Consider the following 23,404-nt stretch of genomic DNA (forward strand, 5'->3'; position numbering starts at 1 on the left):
TTTTGTAATGATCAACAAGGCTATTTGCAAAAAATGAACCTGGAAGCACAATCAACGAACCTGAAAAAAACGAAACCAGGGAGGGCTTATAATGCGGGAGTTATCGAAAGGCAAACAGTGCGGGGTCCCTCCCCTTTAAGAGCGCTAGAAGCTAGAGTTTTTTTCGATCAGGTTGCGTTCGGATACCTGGCCATTCAGTGTCCATAAGTCGTATAACAAACCGATCAGAAACAATCCGCCGGTAAAAAGGTACAAAATTCCGGTAATCCATTTTCCAAGATACATTCGGTGAACCCCGAAAATCCCTAAAAATGTCAGCAGCAGCCAGGCAACGCTGTAGTTGTAAATGCCCGGCGTATATTTCATATCCGCTTCTCTATCCATCGAAGGGATCAAGAACAAATCGATAATCCATCCGATAAAAAACAACCCCAGCGTAAAGAACCAGATGGTTCCGGAAATTCTTTTGCCGTAATAAAACCGGTGTGCACCCATAAAACCGAAAATCCAGGCGAGATACCCTATAACAATGGAGTGTGTGTTGGGGCGCATAGGTTCTATCCTCTTGCGAAGTAATAACACCAGTGTCGCCGGGTTATCGAGTTTCTACAAGCGGACGGAGAGGAAGCGGAGTTTTAAAAAAGGAGCAGGCGGTGCGCTCTGCTCCTGGATTTTTTGAGGATTTACTTGCGTTGTTCGCCGTAGAGCAGCTCGTCCAGCTCAACCAAGGTATTTTGCAGTTCAGCGAGATCGTCACCGCATACATTGATATGACCCAGTTTTCGACCAGGACGATCGGTTTTGTTATACCAGTGGAATGTACCTGCGGAGCTGAGCCAAGCTTCACCGGGTTGTCGCGGACGCGGGTTTTGCAGATCGCGCGATCCCAGAATATTGACCATACCTTTGTGGCCAGATATTTCGGTACAGCCCAAAGGCCAGCCGAGGATCGCGCGCAAATGGTTTTCGAATTGGCTGCAAATGCCCGCATTCATGGTCCAGTGGCCGCTGTTGTGCACGCGCGGAGCCAACTCATTAACCAATAATTCATCGCCGCGTACGAAGCATTCCATGGCGAGCACGCCGACGTAGTCCAGTTCGTTAAACAAGCGGGTCATATAATCGCGCGCGTTGTTTTGCATTGCTTCTGACAAATTTGGTGCTGGCGCCAAGGAGCGAATCAAAATGCCTTGGCGATGCAGATTTTCCGTAATGGGATAAAACACGGTTTCGCCGTTAGCTGAGCGCGCGCCGATCAGCGACACTTCGCGATCGAATTTTACGTGCTGCTCAACCACCCAAGGGCCTGGAGGGCATTCACGTTCGAATTGTTCGAGATCGGAAGGAGCGTGCAGTTGCCATTGGTTTTTGCCGTCGTAGCCAGATTCGACCGCCTTGATAAACAGAGGTAGACCGAACGCTTCGTAAGCCGCCCGGACATCTGCCACTTCATAGGCAACGATGAAGTTGGCTGTCGGAATCGACAAACGGCTGAGCAATTGTTTTTCCCGTGCACGGTGTTGGGTCTGGTAAACCGATTCGGGATTGGGGCGCACCTCGGCAAAACGAGCCAAACCGCGCAAAACAGGTACCGGCACCGCTTCTTTTTCTACCGTAATCACCTGCGGACGGTGTAAGGCTTGGTAGAGTTCGGCAAACGCATCAACGTCGTCTTCTGCAAGGTCGGCGAAATCCCATACCAGCTTGTCACCCAGTCCTTCTATACATTGCGTCGACTCATCCGGCTCCACGAGAAAGCTGAATTTCACCCCGAGTCGCAGGCCGTCCAGCGCCAACATCCTCGCTAACTGACCTCCGCCAATAATGGCAACGCGAAGCATTATTCGACCTCCACAGGAACATCACGAGTTTGGCGCGCGCGCCACTCACGGAGGCGGACAGCCAATTCTTCATTGCCGAGGGCGAGGATTTGGGTGGCGAGCAAACCAGCGTTAAACGCCCCCGCTCCACCAATGGCTTGTGTACCGACAGCAACACCGCGGGGCATTTGCACTATAGAGAGCAAACTGTCCACGCCGTTGAGTGTATGGCTCATAACGGGCACGGCGAGCACCGGCAATTCGGTCATAGCAGCGGTCATGCCAGGCAAGTGAGCTGCGCCGCCGGCGCCAGCGATAATGACTTTGTAGCCAGACGCAGCAGCATTGGTTGCGAAGGATACGAGACGATCTGGGGTGCGGTGGGCGGACACCACCATGGCTCTGTAGGGAATCTTGAATTCATCGAGCACTGAGGCGGCTTCACGCATGGTTGGCCAATCAGACCGGGAACCCATGATGATGGCGACTGGAACGGCGGCACCGGAAACAGCGCCATCTGAGCTGTGAATTGTGTTTTCCATTCGGAAATCTCGCAGGAGTCAGGTTGCTACGGCTAACACCGTTAACCGCAGCCGGAAAACCGGCGACCAATGGTCGAACAGGTGCCAAAGAGCGCGGCATTATACACGCCTGTTACCCAGTTTAGGACCCGTGCTTGAGCCTGCCGGGGCCTCCAGCCCCAATGGGTGCTCCATCGCGTTGATTTAACGAAAGTTATGGCAGAACGACTTTGTAAACACCGCCTTTGCAGAGCCCCAGATAGAGGACCTTTTTCTCATCTTCGATGCGCAGCGTCATGCTCCAGACGCCACCCAACAGTTCGGGGTCGTTATGGCGGTACGCTTTCCAGGTTTTGCCGCTGTCCGGGCTGATTTCCAGGCGCAGCTCCTGCGGTGTTTCCCAGTTTTTGCTCCAGCCAGCGGTGTAGAGGATATTGGAATTATCGGGATCGATAATGACATCAAAGTAGAACCGAGAGGTTTCGTTGACGAATAAAGGCAGCCAGGTTTTGCCGTAATCCGGGCTGTGCACAATACCGCCCTCGCCGCTTGCCAGGACTCGTTCACCGTGTTCAGCAGAATTTTCGTCCGGGAAGAAACGGATTGATTTGATTACGCTGGGCGCCTCCAGCAATTCCGCTATGGATGCTGAGTGGTCTTCAGTTTCCTGGTCTACTTTGACTTGTCGCAAAACCGGATTTTCGATAGCGCCTTGACCGCCAATCCAGAGGTCACCAGTATCGGAGTGCCGCGCAACTGCCGATAAGCCAGAGGCAAATCCGTGCCATTCACCTTCTAATATTGTCCATTCGCGCCCTTCGTCCTCAGATTGCGCCAATACATTTCTTCCGATGGCATAAAGCACTTTGGTGTCTTTATCGAAGTACAAATTTTGTATTTTTTCTTGGTCTTCGCCGCCAAAATTATTGGCAACCTCTTCCCAGGTTTCACCACCATCCAAACTTTCCATCAAGGCTTCGCCAGACTCCAGGCTGACGCTGGCCAAAATATGGTTGGTATCCAGAAATTCGATGGCATTTACCGACCATTCCTCCGGGGTTAGCAGTTGCCACTCATTATCAATAAGCGCATGTACGCCTTTATCGGTCGCCGCATAGAGAGGCTCTTCATCGTCATAGGCTTTAAGTTGCACAACTATGTGACTCTCCAAACCTGTGTCTTCAAATGTCAGTTTCGGTTGCGAATTTCCGCCGCCTTTTTTACCGCCACCACAAGCGATCAAAGCAGAAAAAATCGGCACCATCACCATAAGGAATAATTTATTCATTTTTATCTCTCCTATTAAAAAGGTGAGAGTGATCTTAATAAGCGTTTATCACGCAAATTGTAAAAAAATGTCGAATTGTAAAGAGATGTTAAACAGGGGAATTTCTGCGGATTTTACGGTTATAAAGCGATCAATAATGAATGAGGTAATGATTTGGCGAGTACTTAAGCGGGATGAGAAAAGAATGGCTAAAATTAAACCAGCACCATTTTTGATGGTGCTGGTTGATAACAATCAAGATCTTTCCGGCGTAACGCTTTTTGCAACTACGGCTTCGGTCAGTTCCGGCGAGCACATTTCGATAAAGTGATAGGCAAATTTGCGCAGCAAACGCCCCTTGAGAATTGCCAGCTTGGTATGGTTCTGCAGGAATAAGTGCTCACCATCCAATAATTGCAGAGCAGTGTCGCGTTCGGGGGAAAATGCAACGGACGCAATAATGCCAATGCCTAAATCCAGTTCAACATAGGATTTAATAACATCCGCATCCAGAGCGGACATGACGATATCCGGCGTTAATCCCGCTTCCTGAAACACTTTTTCCACTTGCGCGCGACCGGTAAAACCTTCGTGGTAAGTGATAATCGGATATTCCGCAATGGCTTCCAGCGTGAGCGTTTTCAGAATCGTCAATGGATGATTCTTGGGTACTACCACCGCGTGGCGCCAGGAATAAAACGGAAAAGACGCTAATTCTTCGATATCGCCGAGAGATTCGGTTGCCACCCCTATATCCGCTTCGCCTTCCAATAACATCTGGACAATTTCTTTAGGACTGCCTTGATGCAAGCGCAGATGCACTTTGGGATATTGCTTTTTAAAAGCTGTGACCACTTGCGGCAGGATATAGCGCGCCTGGGTGTGCGTCGCCGCAACGGTCAATTGCCCGGTATCCTGGCGACTGTAATGGTCGGCGAGATTTTTAATACTGCTGGCGTCCAGTAGCATGCGCTCGACCAGTTTTACCATCTCCCTGCCCGGTTCTGTCAGACCTAGAAGGCGCTTTCCCCGGCGGATATACAGCTCCACGCCCAGCTCATCTTCCAAATCCTTGATATGTTTGGATACACCCGATTGGGACGTATGCAAAACATTGGCGACTTCCGTGAGATTAAAGTTCTGCCGAACGGTCTCGCGGATGATGCGCAACTGCTGGAAATTCATGCCTACCTCACTCGCTTATTTTTCTCTGTGTCAGTTCTAGTTTTTAGTTCAGCTGTTGAAAAATCAACAGTGCTGTTTCATCTATTCCCGAATTCGTTATATCTAGCGCAGATATTCTCATTTTGAAAACAGCGCCCGGAAGATTAGCATTTGCCGCATCTTGATTCGTCATATTTTGTTGTTCTAACCATATGCCACTCACCGTTTTGATGAACTATTTTAATGAGCAGCTGCAGCTGAGCGCGCGAACGCTTTCGCTTCCAGAAATTGGCTTCTATAAGGCATCAAACCTGTTCGGTGCGCGTTTTGGCAGTCTTACTTTCGGCAGTTATTTCTCCAAAATCCTGGCGCCTGATGGCAAACATATCATCGGCCACGCAAGCGAAACATTGGTTCGCTCCGCTCTCGGTAAAGAGCTGCTGCTCGACGAAGTTTATGCTTCCCTCGAAGACCCGGCTCATATAGTCCAACTGGATCGTCTGGTGCGTACATTGCACTCGCTGAATTATCTGCAACGGTTCAGCGGCAACGGCATTCTCGCGCTAAGCGTCCACCCGCGCCACATCATTTCAATATCGTCGGACTACGGCAAGGTATTTGAAGCCATCCTGAGCGATTGCGGATTGGGACCGGAGCGGGTGTTGTTGCACACCCGTCTTCTCAATGGCACCAGCCTGCCCCACTTTTCCCTGGCGCTGCAGGGTTATCGCTCCCGCGGTTATCAGGTGGGCCTCAATGTTTACAGTCAGCAAGATCTTGATTTGCTTAGCAATCTGGATGTCGAACCGGACGCGGTTTTTATCCATGTACCGGAGCACGAGCAGCCAGCTTTTGAACAATCGGAGTGGGACCCACCGCTGAATTCCCTAAAGATTTTTGCCAAAGCCAAACACTTTTTAGTCGCCAATGAAGAAGAGCCGCCACCGGCATCGGTAGGCGAATTCGACGGATCACTGGTCCGTTATCGACCGTCGGCGGCGTTATCGATCTGAGCCGTAACTTTAGACGCGCCCCGCGTCTTTTTTTAAACCTTAACTTGTTATAACAGGACAGGCTGATTGAAAAATTCTGATTATCAATTGGCCGCGCTCTCTCCCGTGCCGCTCTACAGCCAGATCCGCGAGGTCTTGCGCAACCACATTCTCAACGGCACCTATGCGCCCTTGAGCCGTGTTCCCTCGGAAAGCGAGTTGGGTGAACTGTTTAAAGTCAGTCGCATTACCATCCGGCAAGCGCTGAACGATTTGCAAAAAGACGGGTTGATTTTTCGCATTCCAGGGAAAGGCACTTACGTTTCCAAACCTAAAGCGTTTCAGAACGTTTCCAGTTTGCAAGGTCTTGCAGAATCGCTTGCGCGCTTTGGTCATGAAGTTACAAACCGGGTGCGCAGTTTTCACTACGCTCCTGCGCCACCTTTGGTCGCCGAGCGATTGCATTTATCCGAAGGCGAACAGGTTGCGGAAATCAAGCGCGTGCGTTACGTCAATCGCGAGCCTGTATCTGTCGAAGTCACTTATTTGCCGGAAGAAGCCGCAAAAGGATTGGAAAAAGCCGATCTGATAACGCGGGATATTTTCTTGATTCTGGAAAATGATCTCGGCTATTCACTCGGCCATGCGGATTTATCTATTGACGCTGTGCAAGCCAATGAGGAATTGGCAACGGTGCTCAACATCGCAATCGGTGCGCCCATTATGCGCATCGAGCGACTCACACATTTGGAAGATGGTACACCGCTGGATTTTGAATACCTCTATTACCGCGGAGATGCTTTCCAGTATCGCCTGCGAATTGATCGTCAGCGCGCCGAGCGCGGGAGACAAGATTCATGAGTTTTGAGCAGTTTAAAAATATTGAGCAGGAATACGACATTGTGGTCGTCGGTGGCGGCACCGCCGGTCCAATGGCAGCGATTAAAGCGAAGGAACGCAATCCCAATTTGCGCGTATTGCTGCTGGACAAAGCCAACGTCAAACGTTGCGGTGCCATCAGCATGGGCATGGATGGATTAAATAATGCAGTTATTCCCGGCCATGCAACACCGGAACAATACACGCGGGAAATTACTATTGCGAATGACGGAATCGTCAATCAGGCAACGGTTTATGCCTACGCCAAACACAGTTTCACCACTATCGAACAATTGGATCGCTGGGGCGTGAAATTTGAAAAGGATGGAACCGGCGATTACGCGGTAAAAAAAGTACACCACATGGGCTCTTATGTGTTGCCCATGCCGCAGGGACACGACGTTAAAAAAGTGCTCTACCGTCAACTCAAGCGCGCGAAAGTGGCAATTACCAATCGCATTGTCAGCACACGTTTATTGACGGATGCGTCAGGTGCAATCGCCGGAGTTTTGGGTTTCGATTGTCGCACCGGCGATTTTCATATTATCCGCGCAAAAGCAGTGGTACTGAGCTGCGGCGCTGCCGGACGACTCGGCCTGCCTGCCTCCGGTTATTTGATGGGTACCTACGAAAATCCGACCAATGCGGGCGATGGCTACGCCATGGCATATCACGCCGGTGCGGAATTGGCGAATCTGGAATGTTTTCAAATCAATCCTTTGATCAAGGATTACAACGGTCCTGCTTGCGCTTATGTGACCGGTCCATTGGGTGGGTACACTGCCAATAACAAAGGTGATCGTTTTATCGAGTGCGATTACTGGAGCGGTCAGATGATGTGGGAGTTTTATCAGGAACTCCAAGGCGGCAATGGCCCGGTATTTTTGAAGTTGGATCATTTGGCGGAAGAAACCATTCAAACCATCGAGCATATTCTGCATAGCAATGAACGTCCCAGCCGAGGACAGTTCCATGCAAATCGCGGTACGGATTACCGCAAAAAAATGATCGAAATGCATATTTCCGAAATTGGTTTTTGTTCGGGCCACAGCGCCTCCGGCGTATGGGTCAACGAGCGCGCGGAAACTTCCGTTCCCGGACTTTATTCTGCCGGTGATATGGCAGCGGTGCCGCACAATTACATGTTGGGTGCGTTTACCTATGGTTGGTTTGCCGGCACCAATGCAGCAGATTATGTTGCTGAACGTGAATTGCAGCCGGTGGATCAACAGCAAATCACCAAAGAAAAACAGCGCGTTTACGCACCTTTGCTGCGCGAAACCGGGCTGCCACCCAATCAAGTGGAATACAAACTGCGTCGCTTTGTGAACGACTATCTCCAGCCGCCCAAAGTCACCAAAAAAATGGAAATCGCGCTCGAGCGCTTTTCCCAGATCGAGCAGGACCTGGAGCAGATCAAAGCCAACAATCCGCACGAATTGATGCGTGCTATGGAGGTCTCCGTCATTCGTGATTGTGCAGAAATGGCTGCACGGGCGTCGCTGTTCCGCCAGGAAAGTCGCTGGGGGCTTTACCACTATCGTGTGGATTTTCCTGAAAGGGATGACCAGAACTGGTTTTGCCATTGCCACCTGAAAAAAGACGAGCAAGGTCGCATGGTGAGCTTTAAAAAAGCAGTTGAACCTTACATTGTGCCGCTCCCCTCTCACGAGAAAGATGCGTATCACAACTTAAGATTGAAAGCTTCCAACGGCTGATTTTTGCCTTTTACTGAAGAGATTTATATGTCCCAGAAAGCGCACGACATTTTTTTTCGTAGTAACGCGCCTGTCACAGTGGATGAGGACAAATGTATCGCGCACAAGGGATGCACAGTTTGTGTTGATGTTTGTCCGATGGACTTATTGGCGATCAATCCGGAAACGCAAAAAGCCTATATGCAATACGACGAATGCTGGTATTGCATGCCGTGCGAAACCGATTGTCCGACTGGCGCGGTGAAAGTAGAAATTCCCTATTTACTTCGTTAACTCCATATGCTGCTACCCAACCCGTGGGCGCACTGATTTTAAAAATGCACGCGTGACCTACTCCAACTCAAGAGAGGCACGTAAATTTGTGAGGATTACCATGCGTCTGCATAAAATTTTTCTTTCCCTGCAGCTGCCTTTGGTCGGTTTGACCGCTGAGGCACAGACGACTATCCGTGTTGCCATAGGCACACAAGACACCACCATCAATTGCGCTGCTGGCGGTTTGTTGGTTCGCGAATTGAATTTGCTGGAAAAATATCTGCCGCGCACCGGCAAATATGCAAACGTCAAATACGATATTCAATGGCGCAACTTCACCAGCGGCGCGCCGCTGACCAACGAAATGGTCGCTGGCAAACTGGATTTTGGCGCTATGGCGGAGTTTCCCGCGTCGTTCAACGGCGTCGCCCATCAGGAAGCGGGCAAGCGCAGTTTGTTTATCAATGTTTTGTCCGGCAGTATTAAAGGCAGTGGTAATGGCATAGTTGTCCCTGCCGCATCGTCCGTTCAATCCTTGAGTGAATTGAAAGGCAAAACCATTTCCGTGCCTTTTGCGTCCACTGCTCACGGCGTTTTGTTGCGCGCGATTCGCGATCTCGGTTGGGATCCGGACAAAGATGTGCGCATTATTACCCAAGCTCCGGAAATTGCCGGTTCAGCATTAAAAAGTAACCGCATCGACGCACATGCGAACTTTGTGCCTTTTGCCGATTTGTTCCCCAACCGCGGTTTCGCGCGCAAAATTTTTGATGGCTCACAAGTGAATGCGCCTACTTTCCACGGCAGTCTGGTGGACGCGGCATATGCGGAAAAATATCCGGAAATCGTTATTGCTTATCAGCGCGCGGTTTTGGAAGCGGATCAGTTGTTGGCATCTGAGCCGGAAAAATACAGCGAGTTAATTGAAAAAGTGACCGGCATAGAAGCAGAAGTAAACTATCTGTTCCACGGGCCTCTCGGCCTGCAAACGCGTGATTTAACCTGGAAACCGGAGTATCGCCAAGGCACACAAACCGCGATCGATACGTTGAAATCCATGAAGCGCACCAACCGCGATCTGGATGTCGCCGCGTTCATTAATGACACCTATATTCGTCAGGCATTTGCACAATCCGGCAAAGATTACGATGCCGCTCTGAAAAATTACGCTCCGGTTCCTCTGACCGCCAATGACGCCGTTACCGGTAAACCCATTACCGATTTCAGCCGCTTGGCTCAGGTTTGGGTAAAAGACGAGCCTAAAGTGCGTCATTACAGTTCACCAGAAGCGGCTTTCAAAGCAGTTGCAGAATTGGATGCGGAAGGAAAAGCCATTCGCGCCATTTATGCTCAAGCACGTGATACCGGCCTCAAACTGCTCGCCGGACAGGCTTGGTTTGTGCAAAGCAAAAACGGTGAATTAAGCGCATTTCTGTTGAAAGACCAGGCGGAAAAATATGCACGTGAACACGGCGGACAAGTACGCGACTTTGCGTCTGTAAGCCGCTAATCAAAAGGGTTGAATTATGCGTGGTACCTTTCTACAGCCACCCAAATTTTTGATACCGGGGTTGTCGCTGATCGCCTGTGTGATTTTTTGGCACCTGGCCTCAACCTATAAGTTGGATCTGGGATTGGTGTCATTTGTGTATGTCCCGTCACCCTATGCGGTGGCGGTTGCTGCCGGCGAACTGGTCACCTCTTCCAAATTGTTGCCACATCTCACCAGCAGTCTCAGCCGTGTATTTGCCGGTTACGGTGCAGCGGCGCTGTTGGGCATTGGCATAGGACTTTTTATTGGCCGGTGGAAATTGATGGAATCCGTCCTGCTTCCGCCGTTGGAAGTATTGCGCCCGATTCCCGCTGTTGCGTGGATCCCTCTGGCGATTCTGATATTTCCATCGTCTGAATTGTCGATGATTTTTATTACTTTTACTGGCGCGCTGTTTCCAATTTTGCTCAATACCATTCACGGTGTTGAAGCCGTGGATAAAAGGCTGGTCGCCTCGGCGCGCAGCTTGGGCGCAAAACCCTGGGCAATTTTGCGAGAAATCATTTTGCCTGGAGCTGCTCCGAGCATTATCACCGGTCTTACCATCGGTATGGGGACCTCGTGGTTCTGCTTGGTGACAGCGGAAATGATCTCCGGCCAATGGGGCATTGGTTATTACACCTGGGAAAGTTATTTGATCCAGCGTTATCCCGATATTGTTGTGGGGATGTTATTAATCGGAATTCTTGGTATGGGCAGCAGCTTTTTGATTAAAGTCGCCGGTCGATTTTTGATTCCCTGGTATCACCTGCGGAGGAATGTCTAATGAATGCAGCAGCATCCACATCCAGCGCGGTGTCCGCTTCGAATTTGTCCATTCATTTAGGGCATGGAGCGGATCGATTTGAAGCCGTGCAGAATGTTCAATTCAATATCAGGTCCGGGGAATTTATCTGCATATTGGGCCCTTCCGGTTGTGGTAAATCGACGCTCCTCGGCGCACTGGCGGGCCATTTGCAACCGAGCGGCGGCCAACTTCTGGTGGATGGAAAACCTGTCGGTGGCCCAGGGCCGGATCGCGGCATGGTGTTTCAACAACACACATTATTTCCCTGGCGCAATGTGATCGACAATGTCGCCTTCGGGTTAAAAATGCGCGGCGTCAATCGTTCGCAGCGTCTTCAGCAAGCACATGAAATTTTGCAGCTAGTAGGTTTGCAAGGTTTTGAACGTCGCTGGCCAAGTCAATTGTCCGGCGGTATGCAACAGCGCGTGGAAATTGCCCGTGTTCTGATAAATCATCCCAGTCTGTTGTTAATGGACGAGCCATTTGGCGCACTGGATGCGCAATGCCGCATGGAAATGCAGCAATTGTTGCTGGAAATCTGGGGTCGTATTCGCACGACCGTAGTGTTTGTTACTCACGATATTGATGAAGCGATTTTTCTGGCAGATCGCATTTTGGTAATGAGTCCAAGACCAGGACGCATTATCGAAGATCTACGTGTGGATTTTGCGCGTCCGCGTGACGCGGAAGTCGTGACAACACCGGAATTTATGCATCTCAAGCGCCACTGTTTAGAATTATTGCGTCACGAACAAGGACGCGCCCTGCCCCGTTTATCGCCGCTCGGTATTCCGACGGCAGAACCGCAAGCCATTATTTGATTTAGGAAATTTATGCCGACTGACAATACTTTTGCTCTGCCGTCCACCGATAATCCTTTGATTCAGGAATTATTGCCACGTCTTGCGAGCGACGACGCAGGTGTACGGCGAGTCGCTTTGATTGAGCTGGCAGATCTGGAAGATCCGGACTCACTACCATTTTTTGAGCATGCGGTTCGGCTGGATGAAGATCCCGTTTTGCGTGCCCAAGCGGCGAAATTATTGGAAGCCTGGGACGAGCCGGAAATTGCAACAGCATTATGCGACGCCCTTTCTGATCCTGACCAAAGTGTGCGGGAAGCTGCGGCGCTGAGTCTGACGGAATTTAAAAGTCCAGAATCGGGTTATGCCATTTTAGGTTATACCTCTCATCCTAGTCCGGAAGTGCGAGCATATGTTTTTCGCGCGCTGCGGGAAATTCGTCTGCCGGAAAGTGCGGAACCTGCGCTTGCAGCATTGGGCGATGAAAATGCCGTTATCCGCCGCGAAGCGGTTGGTGTGCTCGGTTGGTTAAAACATCTCCCTGCTATTCCACAGTTGGCGAAACTGGCAACCGATGACCCGGTTGAAGATGTGCGCCGCACTGCGGTAGGAACACTTTCCATGTCAGATAATACCGAAGCGGCAAATGCCCTTTTAACGGCATTAAAAGACAGCGCGTGGCAAGTGCGCGAAGAAGCGGCAAGCGCATTTGGAAAATTGCGTTTGCAAAGCGGCGCCAAGGCTCTGTTGGAATTGCTGGCAGATGATTATTGGCAATGCCGGCTGCAAGCCGCTCGCGCGCTCGGTAAACTGCGTTTTGTTCCAGCTATTTCCGCGCTGCAGGAATTGTTGAGTCATACCATCAGCAATTTACGCAAAGAAGCCGCGCTTGCCTTAGGTGAAATTGGCGATAAAAGCGCCGTGTCTGCTCTGCGCTTGGCGGAACAAGACAGCGATCCGGAAGTTCGCAAAGCAGTACGTATTGCTCTGGCACAATTGGAAGCACCTCTGTGATGAACCGTCCTGCGCCGCGCGAAATTAAAAATCGCCGTGCCGAGAAACAATTATTCATTCAATGGAGTGAAACGGAGCAGCAGACGATTTCCCATCTGCGCTTGCGCGGTCTTTGCCCCTGTTCCCAATGTAGAGCCGCCCGCATCCGCGGGCAAATTTCGCTGGTGGATGAATCGGTTACAGTAGAGAAAATCAACCCATTTCCCTATGGTGTACAGTTGGTATTCAGTGATGGCCACGATCGGGGGATTTTTCCGTGGAGTTATTTATTTGAAATGGAGCTTTCGTAGGTTGGCAGTTTTGAGGTAGGTCGGAAAAAGCGCAGCCCTTTTCCGACCTATATCATTTAATCTCTTCTTCTATTTCGATTCACCGCGTCTTTGGCCCACACTGCCGCCGTGGCATCGCGTTTTGGCGGCGTCTCGATTTCTGCTTCTTCTGATACTGCCTCTTCGGTCTTTACCTCAGCAATCTGTGTGGTGGGTGTGGCCTCTTCCGATAAGGCCAGTTGCGCATTATCAATTTCAATAATGGAAAGGTCCGTAAGCAATGCGAGGCTGATGGCTGCCGTGGTCGTTAGAAACATACAAATGCTCTCATAGAAGAAATGGATTAACTCACCCAAGGCATTCCGCTTTGCCGCCAGCCGCCTTTGCCGCGCGCTAGGCAGTGCTCGTGACTTCCTTCAAATCCCTCCAATACGCAAAACACATATTGGAACCTTGCGGTTACTGCCGCTTGAGCAGCGGCGACTGAGCGTTTTCCGCAACAACACAAAAATAACAAAGGCGTGTTGCGGGAGTATTGCTTTTGCAGCTGCTGCAAAAAACGCGTATTCGGTATTCTGTCCGGACCTTTTTGCCACGGAATATTGATGCTGTGAGGCACTTCTCCGAACAGCAGCAATTCTTCGGCGGAGCGGACGTCAACCAGGGATGCCAATCCCCTGCTAAATAAATGCCATGCATCCGCTGCGGTGATATCGCCTCCGTATACCAATCCCTCAGTGCGCGCAGCTTCCCAAATGGTGGATAAAGGTTCGGGAAGCCCTTGTGGCGTAAACAACGTCATGGTTTAGTAATCAAAAGATAGGCTGGCTTCAGGTGCGGTTAGCAAAATCGCAATCAAGGCGAGAGCAACCAACGTAACCAAAACCAACGCAAGCCAACTTCGTGAAGACTTGATCTCAACCAGTTGCTCCGCCGGTACAGCGGAATTTTTCGGAAAACGTTTATATCCGGTAAACATGGCAGATACCAAATTTTCCCGCTTCAAAACCAGATGCAGCAACACTGCAAGTATATGCACGGCTACGGCGCCAGCGATCCAGTAAAATAAATCTTTGTGTAACGCAGTGAGCGACAAGCTTAGTTCGTTGGAAACATAACCGTACAAGGCGCCTGCATTGAAAATTTCATCGTTAGAAAACAGTCCAGTTACGGCTTGTACCAATAAGGTCAGTAATAACAGAACGACCATTAATGCGCCGAGCGGATTATGACCGGGTATTGACGCAACCCGACCTAATGCAAAATCTTTGGCGTAACGCCATGTGGCAATCGGCGATCGCAAAAACGCGACAAAACGCGCGTGATAGGTACCAAAAAAAACCCATAGAATTCGAAATACGACCAGCACAATAATCGCGTAGCCAAACCATTCGTGATATTTGAAATAAGCGACACCTAAGCGGTTAGTGACATAGGCACCAATAAATGAGAGCACCAAAGACCAGTGAAATAACCTAACCGGGAAATCCCATACCTTTACGCGTACGGAAGTGGCCGCGCTTTGAGCTTCGATTTGGCTTGGTGTGGAATTCTCGATTGTGGATGACATACTTACTTTCTTCCTACGCTTACTTCTCTTTATCTGCCTCCGCACTGACTTGGCCCAGATCAGCGCGGAAACAGTATTTACTTTAATCAAACTCTAACAACGTTATTTGAGCTTGAAGTTGTCATGGCAGCTCTTGCAATCCTGAGCAACTTTTTGCGCAGCTTCTTTAAAGGCTGGAGAGTTGGACTTTTCCTTGGCAACGACTGCAGCCAGGTTCTGTGCATTCTCTCTGAATTGCTTCAAGCTCTTTTTGAAATCGTCCTTTTTAGTCCAGATCTCAGGCCGGGCTTTGGACTGGGGTTCTCCCAGGTTGGAATCTTCTGGGAAGGTGCCATGTAAAAAGTCGTTCAGGAACACAATTCGATTGACTATTTTCTCCACGTCAACAGAGTTGTAATCCACCTCTCCCTTCAAAATTCCACCGACATGCTTAAAGTTTTTACCGATTAAATTGAAAGTCGCGCGACGAATTTCCACTGCTTCTTTACCGGAGACAACCGGGCCTGGCTTAGCAGCTTTGTCATCCGCCATAACACCCAGACTACCTAAAGAAAGAGCAACGGCAACAGCCAAAGCTTTAACTGGGTGTCGGTTCTTAATTTTCATGCTTCCACTCCTAATAGTTGTTTATGGATAGGCACTTCAAGGAGCCTCGTGGCGCTTAGGCAACTATTAAGCCAACGGCTTTAAATTCTTGTATTTTCCTTGAAAATCAATTGTTTAAACGTTTTGGCGGGTCGTATGAAGTGTTGCTGATGCAACGGTTGATAGGATCTATTGAGATGGAGTGTTGGTTTTTCATCACTTTGCTGTTTTAAGAACAGGTGGAGCATGTTCTTTAGTCGCGGAAAATGCGCAGCCATTCTCAGTAATCAGAATATTTTTTTCTATGCAAATAACCAAAGCGCTGAATAGCGATGAATCTTTAGGCAAAGAATCTTATGAGCTGCACAATTTCAAACAATACAGATACCGTTTACTTATCTCAAATTGTTTGTTTGCTGCAAAAGCAAAACACAAAATTGGCCGCTGTGCAAAATCCAGCGCTGGCGTATGATTCAGCGAAAATACTTAACAAGCAATAAAAAATTCTGTTTTTTGTTTTGGTATATCACTTGCACTAGGGCGAGCTCTCGCTACATGTTCAACAGGATTTATTATGAGCTTGCATTCGCAGTACAAAGTAAAGACGTCTTTTCGCCGTAAACCTTTAGCCGCAATTATTCTGGCCAGCGCCTTAGCGCCGAATTTTGCTTTTGCGCAAGCCGCTTCCACTGGCATAGTTGAAGAAATTCTTGTCATGGGCGCAGTGGCAGCATCAGCTGCAACAACCAGCTTAGAACAAGTTTACGACCTGCCACAATCACAGTCGGTCATTTCCGGCGATATTCTGGAGCGCGAATTGGGCCTTGACTACGAGGCCATTTCAAAGCGTCTCGCCAATGTAACCTTTAACCAGAACAACACGCGCGGAGCATCCTTATCAATTCGTGGTGTCGGTAAACGCGCTTTTGCGGAAGTACAAGATCCCAGCGTTCTGGTTGTTCAGGACGGCGTCAGTTTCGGTCTGACCGCTCTCGGTAATTTTGATTTTTACGATGTGGAAAGCGTTGAAGGCTTCCGCGGCCCCGTTGGCACCTGGGGTGGTAAAGGTGGTAGTTCGGGGGCTGTTTACGTCAATACTAAGCGGCCCTCTTTTGAGAAAGAAAGCGATTTGTCTTTGACCATTGGTGACAGAGAGGCCCTCATTATTAAAGGAGCCCTCGGTGGCCCGATTATTGACGATTTGCTCGCTTGGCGTGGATCTTTTGTAGTCGACAAGGGACGCGGTTACTACAAAAACCGCTATAACACCAATTACACCTTGTACGATAAGAACCGCCTGAGTGGTCGAGTGCAGCTTTTATTAACACCGACTGAGAATTTTGAGGCCCGACTCAGTGTCGACACAGAATCGCGTGCACCACAATTGCAAAATGGTTTGACCTTCTATCATGATCAGCCGGAATTTTATGAAAACGGCCAGCCGACCGATCCAACGGGAACCAGTGCTCAGGCAAAACTGGCCGGCTATTATTCCTACCCTAATTTGAATGATCTCTCCAACCGCACTTGGGTTCCTGCGCGCGACTGGTTTGTCGGCAGGGATTTTAATGGGGACATTTATACCTACGAGGATTATGTTTCCGGCGAGGAGCTTGAAGAGGTTTACTTCAATCAGATCGAAGGGCAAACGGTCTCCAACCGAGGTGCATTACTCGAATTGAAATATGCATTTGAAAATGCGGATTTCAAATCGGTTACAGCAGTACGCGAATATACCTTCGACGCCCACAATGATGAAGGCACTCCATTCGATATCAATATCGACGGCGGTGGCGGTGTGTTCTATCGCCAATACAGCCAGGAATTTATTTTGGATGGTCGAGTAGAAGATGCATTCAAATACCGCGTCGGGCTGTTTTTGTTTAAAACCGATAATGACATTACGTCGAAAACCGGTTGGGGTTCTGATGCCGGCGCCTGGTTTGCCTCCAACACTCAATACAATCTGCTGGATCGCAATGCCGGGGATAATCGAGGCTCTGGCTTAGCCTTATTGCGAGACACGCTGGATAATGCGCGCAAAATCGGCCATACCTACGTCAATACGCAAAGCAATGCAATTTTCGGCCAACTGAGTTGGAATTGGCATCCCTCCGCGCAATTGACAGCGGGCTTGCGTGTTGGAACTGAAGACCGAACGACCGGCGATATATTGACGATTGAAAACCACGGTTCAGGCCGTGCACTCAATCCAGTTGGTGTACGCGACGTCAAGCTCGGCGGATTCGCTTCAATCACCAACGGTAATCTTGGTACCAATATCCCTAATGCAGATGGCACAGTTACTCTGGTTAACAACAATACGCCTGAGCAACTGAGCTTGGCAGACCAAGTGGCGAATCGTTACTTTGGTGTGCCAATTACGGATATTCCTGGGCAAGCCTATGAAAGCTTAACTGCTGCACAAAAGGCGCAAGTCGGCGCGGCAAAATCGATCCGTGCTGCGCAAGTTGGACAGTTGTATTCCTATGTGGAAAGCGATTATGACGATACGCTCTACACCACACTTTTGACCCAAAGCTTTGAAATCAAGGACGGAATCAAAGTTTATGGCACTTGGCAATACGGGGAAAAATCCGGCACGGCGTTTCAGATTAACGGCGAGCCTGTGGGCGTAAAACCAGAAAAAACCAATGCCTATGAGGTCGGCTTAAAGACCATTTTGTTTGACGATACCTTGACCTTCAACATCGACGCATTTGTTATGGAGATCAAGGACTATCAACAAGCTGTACGTGCGGTGGATGACTTCCAAACCCAGGTCAATATTGATAACGGTATAGCGCCGGAACAAGCGATTGCTTATATCACTGCTCAAGGCAACGTGAATAAAGTAAAAGTACAAGGCGTAGAGTTTGATGCAGTCTATTCCGGTATTGAATATCTCAGTTTCCGGTTGAGCGGTGCCTACAATGATGCACGCTATAAAGACTTCAAAAATTCACCCAAACCACCAGAGTTGAACTATTTGAGTTCTCCATTTGTTGATCAAACGGGTGGTCGTTTACCGGGTGCAGCCCTTTGGACCATTAATTATGGAGCCGAATATCGCGTGCCTGTATGGCAAACGGAATTCCATGCAAGTTTCAATACGGCGTTTACCAGCGATTATTTGAACAACGACGATTTGTCTTCATATAGCCGCGTTCCCAGTTATAGCCGTACAGATGTTGCTATAGGTTTGGGCAGATTAAATGACGGTTTCGACGTTACTTTGATCGTGAAAAACGCATTCGATGATGACACTCACGAAGTAGGTTGGGTCAGTTATTCGCCCTACCCTTATCGCCGCTGGGTTGGTCTTACATTTTCCGGCACTTTCTAAGGAGGAAAATAAAAGCTCAACAACGAAATCAATGATAAAAAGGCGCGATTCTGATGAGTCGCGCCACAGATGGATTCTCCCTTTATGTGGATTGTCGAACTGGCCCTCCGCCGCCCCTATACCTTTATAGTGGCGGCGTTGCTGATTGTGCTGGCAACACCTTATGTATTAAGCCGCATGACGACCAATGTGTTTCCCTCCATCGATATCCCGGTGGTGGCACAGCTTTGGGAGTATCGCGGGCTTACCGCTAAAGAAATGTCCGAGCGAATTACCGGTCCGGCGGAGCGGGAATTAGGGCAAGCAGTAGACGATATTGTCTATACGGAATCGCTTGCGCTCGCGGGTTTGGGTCTGGTCAAAGTTTATTTTCAACCGGGCACGGATATTAATGCCGCCATGACGCAAGTCACCATGAGTGCAAACGGTGCTGCTCGCTCCATGCCGCCCGGCACTAACCCCGGCCGAGTACGTCGATACTCCGCATCTGAATTGCCCGTCATTCAATTGGGAATGTCGAGCAGTACGCTTTCCGATATCGAAATTGCTGATGCAGCAAGCACAGTATTACGCCCAATTATTGCCAGTAAAAAAGGTCTTTCTTTAACTGCACCCTATGGCTCGCGGCGTCGCCAAGTGTCTGTCGACCTGGATACGGATGCACTGCTCGCGCATGGTGTAACGCCATCTGAGTTGGTCAGTGCAATGGGAAAACAAAATCTTGTTTTACCGACCGGTAGCATGAAAATCGGCACGCAGGATTTTGATATCAAGCTCAACGGCAATATTCCCTCCATTCGGGAAATTGGTGAAATCCCCGTGCGCTCGCTGGCTGATCACAATGGAAATGGCCGCACAATTTTAGTTAAAGATCTCGCCAATGTGCGCGACGGTTATGATCCTGCAACGACAATTGCCCGGCAAAATGGTGCACGCAGCGTATTGAATTCTGTATTGGCTTATGGCGGCGTATCGACCATAGATGCGGTCAATCACATCAAAGATTCTATTCCGAAAATGTTGGATGTTATGCCGGAAGGTGTCGATATCAAACTTATGTTCGACCAGTCCGTGTTTGTCAGTGCGGCCATTAGCAATGTTTTGCATGAAGGATTAATCGCCGCGTCGCTGACAGCTGCGATGATTCTGTTGTTTCTCGGCAACTGGCGTAGCACTTGCATTATTGCGGTATCTATTCCTCTGGCGATTATGAGTTCGCTTATCGCCCTTTATTTGTTGGGACAGACAATTAATTTAATGACCTTGGGCGGTTTGGCGCTCGCTATTGGGATATTGGTCGACGATGCCACTGTGGAAATTGAAAATATCGAACGGCAGCTGGCGATGGGCAAACCACCGGTACAAGCCATTTTAGATGGTGCGCGTGAAATTGCTGCACCAGCATTTGTCTCGACTCTGTGTATCTGCATCGTATTTGTGCCTATGTTTTTCCTCGATGGCTTTGCGCGCTCCTTATTTGTTCCTATGGGGCAAGCGGTAGTGTTTGCCATGTTGGCGTCTTATCTGTTATCGCGGACCTTGGTACCGACATTGGTTATGTATATGCTGCGCAACCAACCGCTGCATGGAGAAAGCCAAAATAAAAATCTATTTACCCGCATCCACGAAAACTTTAACTACGGTTTTGAGAAATTTCGTTCTTACTACGTCGAAATTGTGCAACAGCTGCTGCAAAACGCGCGTGTTTTTGTCAGCGCATTTCTAGCGTTTTGCGCGCTCTCGCTCGGTCTTGTGCCGTCCCTTGGGCAGGATCTTTTTCCTATAGTGGATAGCGGTCAAATGCGTTTGCATATACGCGCCCCATCAGGAACACGCTTGGAAGAAATGCCGCCTTTGGTGGACCAGGTGGAAGATGTGATTCGTGCGCATATTCCTGTCGATCAAAGCGGAGAAATTCTCGATATTATCGGCGGTCCCTACAGCCCAATTAATACGCTGAACGGAAATTCCGGCACGAGTGAAGCGGCTGATGCGGAAATTATGATCAGCATTCAACGCGGCAAAGTCGGTACGCCGGAAATTATGCGCAATTTGCGTTTGGAGCTGTCGCGGCGTTTCCCTGACGTGGAGTTTTATTTCCAACCAGCTGATCAAATGGGACAAACGTTGAATTTCGGTATGCCCGCACCTATCGACATTCAATTTGTAGGCGGTCGTCCCGAACAGATTTTGCCTTTGGCTGCGGAATTGAATCATAAACTGCGCACAATTCCTGGACTGGTGGATGCACACGTTTATCAGCGTTGGAGCAAACCGACTCTTGCTTTAACCATGGATCGATTGCAGCTCCAGCAGTTGGGCCTTTCCGCGCGCGACGTTGCGGAAAATATGATGATCACGCTGAGCGGTTCCATGCAAACCAACCCCACCAATTGGCTCAATGAGGCAAACGGCAATACCTACAACATAGGTCCGCGCGCTTGGGAGTTGGATCTGGATAATATAGACGCGCTACTGCAAACGCCTGTAGGGCAAGGTCAGGATGGACGGCAACATCAACTCGGCAATTTTGTGACCTATGAGCGCACGGTGCAGTCATCTCTTATTACACGGCGCAACGGCATTAATACCATTAATATCCACGCCAATATTCAGGATCGCGATCTCGGTTCTGTTATGCGCGATATCGAAAAAACCTTGCAGGAATTTCGTCCCAATTTACCGCGCGGCGTAACGCTAGAATTGCGCGGCCAGACAGACACTTTAAAAGAAGCTTTTACAGGTTTGGGTTACGGACTGATTGTGGCAATTTTGCTGGTGTATTTGCTGGTGGTTGTCAATTTTCAGTCCTGGCTGGATCCTCTCATTATTATCGGCGCCCTGCCCGCTGCACTTGCAGGCATTACCTGGATGTTATTTCTCTCCGGCACAACCCTTAGCGTGCCTGCTCTCACGGGAACTGTTATGACCATGGGCGTGGCAACGGCGAATAGTATTCTGCTGGTATCGTTTGCGCGTACTTGTTTGTCCGAGGGTTTGTCGCCGAATCAAGCTGCACTTAAAGCGGCCGCCACACGCCTGCGCCCGGTGATGATGACGGCATTTGCCATGATTGTCGGCATGTTGCCCATGGCGTTGGGATTAGGCATTGGTGGCGAACAAAATGCACCTCTCGGCCGCGCAGTTATAGGCGGCTTGATTATGGCCACCATTTCCACTCTGTTATTTGTTCCAGTTATTTTCGCCAGCTTGCACAGTCGCCTCGCTCCCCAAACTACACCTGTGAATATGGCTTTAGTGCGTCCTTGAATTTTGTTTTGAGTAAAACTTGATGAACGATCTCGCCCACGCATATTTGGATGCTGTTATTGATGAACAAACTCACATAAAACCGAGTGAACCTGCTCAGTCAGTAACGCAAAGTAAAAAATCGCTTAAATCGGTTGCCTTGGTATTTTTAGGTGGTCTAGCTGTTGCTGCGGCAGTACGAGCCTATGTCAATTGGCAGGCGACCGAATCCTTGCACCAATACACCAGCGAGTTAATGCAAAAATCTGTACTGGTCACGCAAGCAAAACCCGGTGCGGTTACGCAAAATATTCGTCTGCCGACCACTTTGCGTGGCGACTCTGAAGCGGCTGTTTATGCGCGCAGCACCGGCTACCTCGCGACTTGGCATAAAGATATCGGCGATTTTGTTGTAAAAGGTGAATTGCTGGCAGTTATAGATACGCCGGAATTGGAGCAGGAGCTGGCTCAAGCCGTCGCACAGCGTGAGCAAATCAATGCTCGACTGCAATTAGCGCAACAAACCCTCACCCGCTGGGAACAACTCGGCGCGCGCAATGGTGCCGTTACCGAACAAGACCTTGCAGAAAAACGCAGTCTTTTACAGCAAGCCAATGCCGATCTTGCCGCTGCGGATGCGAATGTGCGCCGCTTGCAACAGCAGCAGGAATTTCGCCATATCACCGCACCTTTTGCCGGTGTAATTACCCGTCGCAGCGTGGAAGTGGGTGATTTGATTCGCAGCGCAGGTCAGGAGCTTTTTGCTATAGCTGCTACCAATCCGTTGCGGCTTACCGTATGGATTCCGCAAGCCTATGCACAACAAGTGCATGTCGGTCAGGAAGTGAAAGTCGAACTTAAAGAGCAACCCGGAACATACTTCACAGCTACTATTGAACGCCTCGCCGGAGGTATCGATCCCCGCTCCCGGTCTCGCCAAGCCGACCTAGTCCTGCAAAATCCCGATGACCAACTCCTCCCCGGCGCCTACGCCGAAGTCAATTTCCAACTCAGCAACACCACCAACGCCCTGGTTATCCCGCCAGCTGTTCTCTTTGTGAACTCCAAAGGCCCTCAGGTTGTTGTACTGGACAAGGATAATCGAGTGGAATTCCGCGAGATCAAATTGGGACGGGATTTGGGGCGTGAAGTGGAAGTGTTGGCCGGAATTACCGCTGAGGATATCTTGGTTGTTAGTCCGTCAGATCAGTTGAGAGCGGGTGAAATTGTGGAACCTAGAGGTTGGGGCGGATAATCTCGCCCTGTTCTTGTTTTTTGCCTTTCCCTTCAAATTGCCATTGCACATTCGCACATCATCGGATAAAAGGGAGCGCTCATAGCCGCGCGTGGTCGCGGAGTCATCAGAGCATTGTCCGGTATGTGTAAAATCTCGGCTAAATATTGCCTCTTGATCAGCCTGGTTATAGTGATTGCGTATGTTTTATGCGTTATTACAATGACGACACTTGGCATTAAACTGTGGCTACTGTTGTGGTCAACCCATTCCGGACACTTTGTTAAGCACAATATTCAAATTCAATAGGCGTCTGGTCACCCAGTGTTGAATGTGGTCGACACGAGTTGTAATAAGTCACGTATGCCCGCACGTCCTC

Annotated in this window: 23 protein-coding genes; 13 read left to right on the forward strand and 10 right to left on the reverse strand. The window is 49.5% G+C overall.

What is annotated here, in order from left to right; all coding sequences use genetic code 11:
- Positions 1 to 144 precede the first annotated feature (144 nt).
- The 5 genes from DWB84_RS06345 to DWB84_RS06365 all read right to left on the reverse strand — a co-directional run bounded on the left by DWB84_RS06345 (position 145) and on the right by DWB84_RS06365 (position 4,793).
- Positions 145 to 552, reverse strand: a complete 408-nt coding sequence (locus DWB84_RS06345) for a TM2 domain-containing protein (RefSeq protein ID WP_187408860.1) — start codon at positions 550 to 552, stop codon at positions 145 to 147.
- A gap of 131 nt (positions 553 to 683) precedes the next feature.
- Entirely contained in the window at positions 684 to 1,841 is a 1,158-nt protein-coding gene (locus DWB84_RS06350; RefSeq protein ID WP_187408861.1) for a 5-(carboxyamino)imidazole ribonucleotide synthase, read from the reverse strand.
- Entirely contained in the window at positions 1,841 to 2,362 is a 522-nt protein-coding gene (gene purE, locus DWB84_RS06355) for a 5-(carboxyamino)imidazole ribonucleotide mutase (RefSeq protein WP_187408862.1), read from the reverse strand. The genes DWB84_RS06350 and purE overlap by 1 nt, the downstream gene beginning before the upstream one ends.
- Positions 2,363 to 2,555: 193 nt before the next feature.
- A complete protein-coding gene (locus DWB84_RS06360) occupies positions 2,556 to 3,629 on the reverse strand; it encodes a hypothetical protein (protein WP_187408863.1) in 1,074 nt (357 codons plus the stop codon).
- Between the two features lie 234 nt (positions 3,630 to 3,863).
- Positions 3,864 to 4,793 carry a CysB family HTH-type transcriptional regulator gene (locus DWB84_RS06365; RefSeq protein WP_187408864.1) on the reverse strand — a complete coding sequence of 310 codons (930 nt, stop codon included), beginning with the start codon at positions 4,791 to 4,793 and terminating at the stop codon, positions 3,864 to 3,866.
- A gap of 191 nt (positions 4,794 to 4,984) precedes the next feature.
- Here DWB84_RS06365 and DWB84_RS06370 point away from each other — a divergent pair, with 191 nt between their 5' ends.
- The 9 genes from DWB84_RS06370 (at position 4,985) to DWB84_RS06410 (ending at position 13,062) form a co-directional block, all read left to right on the forward strand.
- Complete coding sequence (locus tag DWB84_RS06370; protein WP_187408865.1) at positions 4,985 to 5,785, forward strand: hypothetical protein; 801 nt, start codon at positions 4,985 to 4,987, stop codon at positions 5,783 to 5,785.
- Between the two features lie 66 nt (positions 5,786 to 5,851).
- The gene (locus DWB84_RS06375) at positions 5,852 to 6,625 is read left to right on the forward strand and encodes a GntR family transcriptional regulator (RefSeq protein WP_187408866.1); all 774 of its coding nucleotides are present in this window, start codon (positions 5,852 to 5,854) and stop codon (positions 6,623 to 6,625) included.
- Positions 6,622 to 8,361 (forward strand): fumarate reductase/succinate dehydrogenase flavoprotein subunit, encoded by a 1,740-nt coding sequence (locus DWB84_RS06380; protein ID WP_187408867.1) that lies wholly within the window; start codon positions 6,622 to 6,624, stop codon positions 8,359 to 8,361. The genes DWB84_RS06375 and DWB84_RS06380 overlap by 4 nt, the downstream gene beginning before the upstream one ends.
- A gap of 27 nt (positions 8,362 to 8,388) precedes the next feature.
- Positions 8,389 to 8,634, forward strand: coding sequence for a ferredoxin family protein (locus DWB84_RS06385; protein WP_187408868.1), 246 nt, complete (start codon positions 8,389 to 8,391; stop codon positions 8,632 to 8,634).
- A gap of 100 nt (positions 8,635 to 8,734) precedes the next feature.
- Positions 8,735 to 10,126: an ABC transporter substrate-binding protein gene (locus DWB84_RS06390; RefSeq protein ID WP_187408869.1), complete on the forward strand. Its 1,392-nt coding sequence runs from the start codon at positions 8,735 to 8,737 to the stop codon at positions 10,124 to 10,126.
- A gap of 16 nt (positions 10,127 to 10,142) precedes the next feature.
- Positions 10,143 to 10,934 (forward strand): ABC transporter permease, encoded by a 792-nt coding sequence (locus tag DWB84_RS06395; protein WP_187408870.1) that lies wholly within the window; start codon positions 10,143 to 10,145, stop codon positions 10,932 to 10,934.
- The gene (locus tag DWB84_RS06400) at positions 10,934 to 11,776 is read left to right on the forward strand and encodes an ABC transporter ATP-binding protein (RefSeq protein ID WP_187408871.1); all 843 of its coding nucleotides are present in this window, start codon (positions 10,934 to 10,936) and stop codon (positions 11,774 to 11,776) included. The genes DWB84_RS06395 and DWB84_RS06400 overlap by 1 nt, the downstream gene beginning before the upstream one ends.
- A gap of 12 nt (positions 11,777 to 11,788) precedes the next feature.
- Entirely contained in the window at positions 11,789 to 12,772 is a 984-nt protein-coding gene (locus DWB84_RS06405) for a HEAT repeat domain-containing protein (protein WP_187408872.1), read from the forward strand.
- Positions 12,772 to 13,062, forward strand: a complete 291-nt coding sequence (locus DWB84_RS06410; RefSeq protein ID WP_187408972.1) for a gamma-butyrobetaine hydroxylase-like domain-containing protein — start codon at positions 12,772 to 12,774, stop codon at positions 13,060 to 13,062. The genes DWB84_RS06405 and DWB84_RS06410 overlap by 1 nt, the downstream gene beginning before the upstream one ends.
- A 56-nt stretch (positions 13,063 to 13,118) precedes the next feature.
- On the opposite strand, the gene DWB84_RS06415 is transcribed toward DWB84_RS06410, so the two are convergent.
- The 4 genes from DWB84_RS06415 to DWB84_RS06430 form a co-directional block, all read right to left on the reverse strand.
- The gene (locus DWB84_RS06415) at positions 13,119 to 13,358 is read right to left on the reverse strand and encodes a hypothetical protein (protein WP_187408873.1); all 240 of its coding nucleotides are present in this window, start codon (positions 13,356 to 13,358) and stop codon (positions 13,119 to 13,121) included.
- A 26-nt stretch (positions 13,359 to 13,384) separates the two neighbouring features.
- The gene (locus tag DWB84_RS06420) at positions 13,385 to 13,843 is read right to left on the reverse strand and encodes a rhodanese-like domain-containing protein (protein ID WP_187408874.1); all 459 of its coding nucleotides are present in this window, start codon (positions 13,841 to 13,843) and stop codon (positions 13,385 to 13,387) included.
- A gap of 3 nt (positions 13,844 to 13,846) precedes the next feature.
- Positions 13,847 to 14,611, reverse strand: coding sequence for a cytochrome b/b6 domain-containing protein (locus DWB84_RS06425; RefSeq protein WP_187408875.1), 765 nt, complete (start codon positions 14,609 to 14,611; stop codon positions 13,847 to 13,849).
- A 102-nt stretch (positions 14,612 to 14,713) separates the two neighbouring features.
- Positions 14,714 to 15,217 (reverse strand): cytochrome c, encoded by a 504-nt coding sequence (locus DWB84_RS06430; protein ID WP_187408876.1) that lies wholly within the window; start codon positions 15,215 to 15,217, stop codon positions 14,714 to 14,716.
- A gap of 181 nt (positions 15,218 to 15,398) precedes the next feature.
- Between DWB84_RS06430 and DWB84_RS06435 the strand changes: the two genes are divergently transcribed.
- From DWB84_RS06435 to DWB84_RS06450, 4 genes are all read left to right on the forward strand, one after another.
- Positions 15,399 to 15,668 carry a hypothetical protein gene (locus tag DWB84_RS06435; RefSeq protein ID WP_187408877.1) on the forward strand — a complete coding sequence of 90 codons (270 nt, stop codon included), beginning with the start codon at positions 15,399 to 15,401 and terminating at the stop codon, positions 15,666 to 15,668.
- 102 nt (positions 15,669 to 15,770) lie between these two features.
- Positions 15,771 to 18,542 (forward strand): TonB-dependent receptor, encoded by a 2,772-nt coding sequence (locus tag DWB84_RS06440; RefSeq protein WP_187408878.1) that lies wholly within the window; start codon positions 15,771 to 15,773, stop codon positions 18,540 to 18,542.
- An 84-nt stretch (positions 18,543 to 18,626) separates the two neighbouring features.
- A complete protein-coding gene (locus DWB84_RS06445) occupies positions 18,627 to 21,812 on the forward strand; it encodes an efflux RND transporter permease subunit (RefSeq protein WP_187408879.1) in 3,186 nt (1,061 codons plus the stop codon).
- Between the two features lie 22 nt (positions 21,813 to 21,834).
- A complete protein-coding gene (locus tag DWB84_RS06450; RefSeq protein WP_187408880.1) occupies positions 21,835 to 23,046 on the forward strand; it encodes an efflux RND transporter periplasmic adaptor subunit in 1,212 nt (403 codons plus the stop codon).
- Positions 23,047 to 23,308: 262 nt separating this feature from the next.
- Here the strand turns inward: DWB84_RS06450 and DWB84_RS19335 are convergent, their stop codons facing one another.
- Complete coding sequence (locus DWB84_RS19335) at positions 23,309 to 23,398, reverse strand: integrase core domain-containing protein (protein WP_370589686.1); 90 nt, start codon at positions 23,396 to 23,398, stop codon at positions 23,309 to 23,311.
- Positions 23,399 to 23,404 lie beyond the last annotated feature (6 nt).

This window comes from Saccharophagus sp. K07 (genome assembly GCF_014336955.1).
GTDB lineage: Bacteria > Pseudomonadota > Gammaproteobacteria > Pseudomonadales > Cellvibrionaceae > UBA5868.

Excerpts from the sequence above, each read along its gene's own strand:
- DWB84_RS06345 (WP_187408860.1), bottom strand. The coding sequence starts at position 552 with ATGCGCCCCAACACACACTCCATTGTTATAGGGTATCTCGCCTGGATT.
- DWB84_RS06350 (WP_187408861.1), bottom strand. The coding sequence starts at position 1,841 with ATGCTTCGCGTTGCCATTATTGGCGGAGGTCAGTTAGCGAGGATGTTG.
- purE (WP_187408862.1), bottom strand. The coding sequence starts at position 2,362 with ATGGAAAACACAATTCACAGCTCAGATGGCGCTGTTTCCGGTGCCGCC.
- DWB84_RS06360 (WP_187408863.1), bottom strand. The coding sequence starts at position 3,629 with ATGAATAAATTATTCCTTATGGTGATGGTGCCGATTTTTTCTGCTTTG.
- DWB84_RS06365 (WP_187408864.1), bottom strand. The coding sequence starts at position 4,793 with ATGAATTTCCAGCAGTTGCGCATCATCCGCGAGACCGTTCGGCAGAAC.
- DWB84_RS06370 (WP_187408865.1), top strand. The coding sequence starts at position 4,985 with ATGCCACTCACCGTTTTGATGAACTATTTTAATGAGCAGCTGCAGCTG.
- DWB84_RS06380 (WP_187408867.1), top strand. The coding sequence starts at position 6,622 with ATGAGTTTTGAGCAGTTTAAAAATATTGAGCAGGAATACGACATTGTG.
- DWB84_RS06385 (WP_187408868.1), top strand. The coding sequence starts at position 8,389 with ATGTCCCAGAAAGCGCACGACATTTTTTTTCGTAGTAACGCGCCTGTC.
- DWB84_RS06390 (WP_187408869.1), top strand. The coding sequence starts at position 8,735 with ATGCGTCTGCATAAAATTTTTCTTTCCCTGCAGCTGCCTTTGGTCGGT.
- DWB84_RS06395 (WP_187408870.1), top strand. The coding sequence starts at position 10,143 with ATGCGTGGTACCTTTCTACAGCCACCCAAATTTTTGATACCGGGGTTG.
- DWB84_RS06400 (WP_187408871.1), top strand. The coding sequence starts at position 10,934 with ATGAATGCAGCAGCATCCACATCCAGCGCGGTGTCCGCTTCGAATTTG.
- DWB84_RS06405 (WP_187408872.1), top strand. The coding sequence starts at position 11,789 with ATGCCGACTGACAATACTTTTGCTCTGCCGTCCACCGATAATCCTTTG.
- DWB84_RS06410 (WP_187408972.1), top strand. The coding sequence starts at position 12,772 with ATGAACCGTCCTGCGCCGCGCGAAATTAAAAATCGCCGTGCCGAGAAA.
- DWB84_RS06415 (WP_187408873.1), bottom strand. The coding sequence starts at position 13,358 with ATGTTTCTAACGACCACGGCAGCCATCAGCCTCGCATTGCTTACGGAC.
- DWB84_RS06420 (WP_187408874.1), bottom strand. The coding sequence starts at position 13,843 with ATGACGTTGTTTACGCCACAAGGGCTTCCCGAACCTTTATCCACCATT.
- DWB84_RS06425 (WP_187408875.1), bottom strand. The coding sequence starts at position 14,611 with ATGTCATCCACAATCGAGAATTCCACACCAAGCCAAATCGAAGCTCAA.
- DWB84_RS06430 (WP_187408876.1), bottom strand. The coding sequence starts at position 15,217 with ATGAAAATTAAGAACCGACACCCAGTTAAAGCTTTGGCTGTTGCCGTT.
- DWB84_RS06440 (WP_187408878.1), top strand. The coding sequence starts at position 15,771 with ATGAGCTTGCATTCGCAGTACAAAGTAAAGACGTCTTTTCGCCGTAAA.
- DWB84_RS06445 (WP_187408879.1), top strand. The coding sequence starts at position 18,627 with ATGTGGATTGTCGAACTGGCCCTCCGCCGCCCCTATACCTTTATAGTG.
- DWB84_RS06450 (WP_187408880.1), top strand. The coding sequence starts at position 21,835 with ATGAACGATCTCGCCCACGCATATTTGGATGCTGTTATTGATGAACAA.